Here is a 6000-nt window from a genome sequence, read left to right as displayed (position 1 = left end):
CAAGCATGGGTCGAGGAACTGCTCGGTTTGAGTCGCAATAAGCAAGCATATTATCGGCGAGGTTTAAGGGCTATGAAGCTTATACAGCAAGCACTTTAGCTCGCTTGTCACCCCTTGAAGTTTTGGACAAAAACAAACCCGATTTCTGAAAAAATCGGGTTTGTAATGACGTGAATTTATCGATAGATTTCAGTAGTAACTCGGCTATCGTCCTCTAAATGTGGTGGTTGTTGGGGTGGACGACGAGGTGAGATAAAGCGATCGCGCAAATTCCCAATCACGATATATAAGATTGGCACTACAAACAAACTCAAGAACGTAGCAATTAGCATCCCGCCAAACACGGCTGTACCGAGAGATTGGCGGCTACCCGCACCTGCGCCTGTGGCAATGACTAAGGGGAAAATACCTAATAGTGTCGAAATAGCAGTCATCAGAATTGGTCGCAAGCGTTCTTGTGCTGCTTGTACTGCGGCTTTGGCGATCGGCAGACCTTGTTCGTGCAACTGATTGGCGAATTCCACAATTAGAATCGCGTTCTTACTTGCCAAACCAATCAGCATCACCAAACCAACTTGGCAAAAAATATCGTTCTCTAGACCCCGCAGCGATTGTGCTGACAGCGCCCCAAAGATAGCAAGGGGAACCGATAGCATAATAATCAACGGATCAACATAGTTCTCGTACTGAGCAGCTAGTACTAAGAAAACGAAAACAAGTCCCAAGGCAAAAATCAGGGGTGCTTGACCGCCAGATGTTTTTTCTTCCGCAGCTATCCCCGTCCATTCGTAACCAAAAGTTGTTGGTAACACTTTTTGTGCCAGTTGCTCCATTGCTTGAATTGCTTGTCCGGAACTTTTACCAGGAGCTGGTGAGCCGTTGATTTCAATTGAGCGGAACAAATTGTAGTGATTGATTGTTTGCGCTCCGGTAGTGGGAGTAAGCTTAACAACATCACTCAGAGGAATCATTTGATCGTTGGCAGAGCGAACGTACAATTTCCCTATATCTTCTGGGTTGGAGCGATACTGAGCATCAGCTTGGATGTATACCCGGTAAGTCCGCCGTTCAAAGTTAAAGTCGTTGACATATCGCGAACCTAAGTAATTCTGGAGAGTGTTAAAGATATCATCAACGTCTATTTGTAGGGCTTTAGCACGGTTGCGGTCTACTTCAATTAACATTTGCGGCGTATTAGCAGCAAATGTGCTAAATACAGCTTGCAATCCTGGTGTTTGATTGCCTTGCTGAATTAACTGACCCATGACTTGAAGCATGGTTGCTAAATCGGTGTTACCTCCTCTGTCTTGTAGCTGAAATTGGAAACCACTAAAGCTACCTAAACCTCGAATTGTGGGAGGGTTAACCGGCAACACTCTCGCTTCCGTAATTCCTGATAATTTACCCTGTAGATTGCCGATGATTTCCTGTGCTGAGCGATCGCGTTCATCCCAGGGTTTGAGAGTTGTAAAAATCACACCATTGTTAGCAGTGCTACCACTAAAACTAAACCCACCTACGGCAAAAGTACCTGTGACTTCCGGCAATTTGAGAATTTCTGCTTCTGCCTGTCGCATCACTTTACTGGTGTAATTAAGTGATACACCCTCCGGGCCTTGAATGATGGTGATGAAATAACCTTGGTCTTCATCAGGAAGAAATGATGTTGGTACGTAGGTATAAAGCCATGCTGTCAGTCCTAAGAAGACGACAAACAGCCCGATGACAATTGCTTTGATCCTTACCAGGCGATTGAGTGACCACTCATACCCTCTTCGCATTGAGTCTTGCAAAGAGTTAAACTTGCCAAAAATCCAACCCAGGATACCGCGTTGTCTAGGTCTGCGACGCAGTAACAAACCAGCAAGAGAAGGTGTGAGGGTAATAGCAAGAAAGGTAGAAATAGTGATAGAAAAAGCGATTGTCAAAGCAAATTGTTTGTATATTTGTCCAGTAGCTCCTGGGAAGAAGGCGACAGGGACAAATACAGCCATCAGTACTAAAGAGGTAGCAATTACTGCTCCGAATAATTCATGCATTGCTGCTGAAGCCGCTCGACGCGGTGACATCCCCTCATCCTGAATCAAGCGGGAAATATCTTCAACTACGACAATGGCGTCATCAACTACCATCCCTGTTGCCAAGGTAAGACCAAATAATGTCAAGGTGTTGATGGAAAAATTAAAGGCTTTGACAAAGGCAAATGTACCAATTAATGCTAGGGGAATGGTAACGACGGGAATTAATGTGGTGCGCCAATCCTGTAAGAAAATAAAAATGACCAGGATCACCAGAGCGATCGCCATCAACAAAGTCGAGACCACTTCCGAGAGTGAGGCTTCTACGAAACTTGTTGTGTCAAAGGCAACTTGATACTCCATGCCTGGTGGAAACTTTTCAGCAAGTCGTGCCATTTCGGCTTTGACTGCTTTGGCAACGTCTAATACGTTACTTCCTGGACTAGTAAATATACCAATACCTACGCCCTCTTTGCCTCGAAATCGCAGGAAGGAGTTGTAATTCTCGGCTCCTAGTTCTGCTCTTCCTACATCCTTCAGCTTAATTAACGACCCACCCTCACCAGTTTTGATGACAATCTCTGCAAATTCTGAGGGGTCAACGAGTCTGCTGATAGCACGCAGGTCTATTTGATACATCTGATCTTGTGGCGTTGGCTGCTGACCGATTTGTCCAGCACCCACCTGCAAGTTTTGTTCTTCTAGCGCATCAATCACATCCTGAGCAGTGAGGTTGCGACTGGCAAGTCGGCTCGGGTCGAGCCATAGACGCATGGCATAGCGGCGTTCCCCGAAAATCCGCGCCTCACTCACACCGTTAATTCTTTTGAGGGCATCTGCTATATAGAGGTCGGCGTAGTTGCTTAAAAATACGGTGTCGTACTCTCCTGCGTCGCTGTACAGTCCCATCGCTAGGAGGATGTTAGTAGATTGCTTTCTGACGGTAACTCCTGTTTGCCTAACTGGTTCTGGCAGTTGCGGTTCAGCTAGCGACACGCGATTTTGCACATCAACGGCAGCAATATCTGCATCCCGCGATGCGTCAAAAGTGACTGTAATCGTACTGGTGCCATTGTTACTGCTACTAGAATTCATGTACTTCATGCCTTCGACACCATTAATCTGTCGTTCTAAGACAGTTGTGACGGTGTTTTCCACAACTTCAGCACTAGCACCGACGTAGTTAGCAGTAACTTCAATTTGAGTTGGACTAATTTCTGGGTACTGTTCCGCAGGTAGGGTAGGAATGCTAATTGCTCCTACAAGCAGAATGATAATAGCGCAGACACTGGTAAAAACAGGTCGCCTAATAAAGAAATCAACAAACATAAGGAAATGGGCAAGAGGAAATGGGCAACAGGGAATGGGAAAAGGGCAAGGGAGAGAGGGGAGAGAGTGGGAGAGTGGGAGAACGACAACCAACAACCAACCATCCTCCGGGTACTCTGACGAGAACCCGCTACTCTACGAGAAGCCACTTCGTGTCTACACGTGTACGCCAGTCGTACCCTGCACTCCCAGCGCACAGCGACTTCCCGTAGGGTAAGCCGCTGTGCGCGCGTCTACATGAGGGAGAACCCCCTTTATGCGCGCTGCTCACCGCTACGCCTCTACGTGACCGAGACCGCCTTCTGGGGGGGCCTGGTCTCACCGCGCTAGCTCACCAACAACCAACAACCAACAACCCTCCGAGTACTCTACGAGAAGCCCTGCGGGCGTCTACATGGGGGAGACCCCCTTTGGAGCGCGCTGGCTCACCAACAACCAACCTACTCAGGATTTATGGGAACTCCATCCTTAAGATTGAGTAGCCCAGAGACGATAATTTTTTCTCCTGGCTGCAATCCTTCTAGGACTTGGTAATCATTACCTTTGATATTGCCTAATTTGACACGCTTTTGTTTAGCTACTAGTTGGGGCTTTCCTTGTGGTGATTGTTGCATTTGTTCTACATAGACAAAGTTTTGCCCAGCTACACGAGCTACGGCAGTAGTTGGAATTATTGCTCCAGAACGCTGACTAAATATCACTCTAGCTTTGACATATCCATCTGCTTGTAGTTGATTTTTTTCGTTGTTAAATAGGGCTTTAATCAGTATCAAGCGATCTTGATTGCTTGCTTTTGGAGAAATAAAAGTTACTCGGCTAGTGCCGATGGTAAGATTTTGAGCATCCATTAACTCTACCAGCATTCCCTGACGCAGTTGGGATGCACGTTCAACAGGTACAGAGATATTTACTAGTAATGGTCGATTTTGAGTGACGGTTGCTAGCTGTGTGGAAGTATTGACAAAGTCACCTACTTTTGCTGGAATGTTGCCGACTGTACCAGCAAAAGGAGCAGTAATTCTGTAGTACTGGAGTTGGACTTTTTGTTGATTAGTATTGGCTAATGCTTGCTGGAGAGATTTTTGTGCTTGGGCAACAGCAGCTTGCTGAGCTTTAATTTTAGATTCGTTCGCATTATAGGCAGCTCGGGCTGTCGCGAGTCTATTAGCATATTGTTCTCTAGTTTGTCGAGATACGGCTCCTTCATTAGCAAGATTTGTATAGCGATCGTACTCCTGCTGGTTCAATTTCACATCAGCAAGGAAAGATTGTCTGTCTGCTTCTAAGGATCTGAGGGTAGCTCTGGCATTTTCTAACTGCGATCGCGCCGCTTCGGCAGCAGCATTCACACCACTAACTGCTGCTTGTTGCTCTCTTGGATCTACTTGAATGATTGGATCGCCTGTCTTGACTGTTTCTCCCTCTTTGACAAATATTCGAGTTACTTGACCCTGAACTCTCGGCTGAAGTGTCACCGAGCGGCGTGACTCTAAGCTGCCGATCAATTCCTGACTGTCTTCAATTTGACCTGTTTGTACTGCGGCTACCTTGACTGATACTGGTGGTGGTTGAGCATTGGCACCTACAGGTGGTTGATTTGCTGAACTAAGCATACGCCACAGAGCAACTCCTCCACCCGCCAATGCCAGCAGAGCTAACAATAACCAAAGCCACCGATATTTTGGATATTTTGTGCGAGGTGGTTGTATTTCTTGCTGTGAAAGATTTTCTTCCAATTCAGTGCTAGGCTCGGGGGATGTCATAATTCGCAGAGAAACTAAGAACTAATAACGATATATGAAAGAGAAATGCAACTATTGATATGAGATTAATGATTCTTTGGAAGTATATATTAGTTCTTCAAATATACTATTTGATAGAGGTGGTCTAATCTACCCAAAGGTGAATAATTAAATCTAGTTTACAAATAAACCTATGTTGTTGTCTTTTCTGTTCTTGCGAAAAATGTTCTAATCTTGCTATGATGCAAATAGCTGACACTGGGCCCTCTAAACAAGAGTAATCTCTTTCTCCAAGCGTTACTATTGTTGACAATTCATTTTTCAAACTATGCTATTGTTCATCTAGTAAAAGTAGAAAAGATTTGCAACTATCGATGCTTGTTATCATGCAAATTTAATTAAAAAATTGCTACAATTTAGACCGCCTTTCCTAAGATTACTACTGTAATAGATGAATAATAGATTTAAAAGAGCAGTAAAATTGTAAGCGGGTTGAGTATTTATATTTATTGAGCTAAACAAAAAAAATTGCGTACCAATATGTATATTTTTTACCAAGGTTGTGTCAAAAGTGCATGCGATCGCCATCAAGAAACTACCTGTATCTTCGCCTTGGTTCCTCTTTTATCTAGAAAGCAATAAAGGCATAAAAAGATATTGGCATAGTAGCGTGACCGGACTAATTTAGTGCATAAATATAAATCTTGTGGTGTGGACATCCTGTCCGCACCGGACGGGCTAGAAGCCCATCCCACAAGAAAGCTATAATGCAACATTTTAGTCTTGACACGCCAGTAGGATAGAACTGCTGCTTGCGTGTTGACGATCCAGTTGCTAAAGCGCCGCTATGCTAACAATCCCAACGGTAAATACACTTATTTATAATAAGAAATTGAGTTTTTAGTATTAAC

2 protein-coding genes are annotated in these 6000 nt (G+C 44.6%); both read right to left on the bottom strand.

Translation table 11 applies throughout. From position 1 onward, the window contains the following. Positions 1-176: 176 nt before the first annotated feature. Positions 177-3347, bottom strand: coding sequence for an efflux RND transporter permease subunit (locus tag HXY43_RS07280; RefSeq protein WP_290881701.1), 3171 nt, complete (start codon positions 3345-3347; stop codon positions 177-179). 440 nt (positions 3348-3787) lie between these two features. Continuing rightward, on the bottom strand, positions 3788-5110 hold the full coding sequence (locus HXY43_RS07275; protein ID WP_290881699.1) for an efflux RND transporter periplasmic adaptor subunit: 1323 nt from the start codon (positions 5108-5110) through the stop codon (positions 3788-3790). Positions 5111-6000: the final 890 nt, after the last annotated feature.

It is taken from the genome of Fischerella sp., assembly GCF_013388695.1.
GTDB lineage: Bacteria > Cyanobacteriota > Cyanobacteriia > Cyanobacteriales > Nostocaceae > PCC9605.
Note: the sequence above shows the minus strand (reverse complement) of the source record. Positions and strands in the feature narration are given on the sequence as shown.

Bases quoted from the DNA above. Each gene is read 5' to 3' on its own strand.
- HXY43_RS07280 (WP_290881701.1), bottom strand. From the start codon at position 3,347: ATGTTTGTTGATTTCTTTATTAGGCGACCTGTTTTTACCAGTGTCTGC.
- HXY43_RS07275 (WP_290881699.1), bottom strand. From the start codon at position 5,110: ATGACATCCCCCGAGCCTAGCACTGAATTGGAAGAAAATCTTTCACAG.